The organism is Pseudoalteromonas sp. S4492, from assembly GCF_005886115.1.
In the GTDB taxonomy this organism is placed as follows: domain Bacteria; phylum Pseudomonadota; class Gammaproteobacteria; order Enterobacterales; family Alteromonadaceae; genus Pseudoalteromonas; species Pseudoalteromonas gelatinilytica.
On sequence record NZ_PNCP01000280.1, the window covers coordinates 1 to 353 of the forward strand.

Below are 353 nucleotides of genomic sequence, written 5' to 3' on the forward strand. Positions count from 1 at the left end.
CTGGTCTGCCTTACCCCATTTGTCACGCAGACAGTTTAAAAAGACCTCCGCACCTGTCTGACCCCCACCAATGACTGCAACCTTTCTATTTCGAAGATCAGGCTGACGGGTCATCAGCTCACTGGCATGAAAACAGTGCTGTCCCATTAATGGTTTTGCACAGTCAGGAACGTAGGGTGCTTTACCTGTTCCCAGACAAAGATTACGTGCTTTTATCTTCTGCTTGTCAGAGTGCAGTATGAAACAATTGTCCTCAAAGCTGACTTCTCTGATTTCTGAATCAAACTGCAATGAGTTCAGATTGTCGGCAACCCAGCTCATGTATTCAACAAACTCGGCACGACTGATGACCA

General features: G+C 46.5%; 1 protein-coding gene. It reads right to left on the reverse strand.

The annotated features are described in order from the left end of the window. Positions 1 to 353 (reverse strand): SidA/IucD/PvdA family monooxygenase (locus CWC28_RS21575; protein WP_138625774.1); only part of this gene is annotated, 353 nt, incomplete at both ends.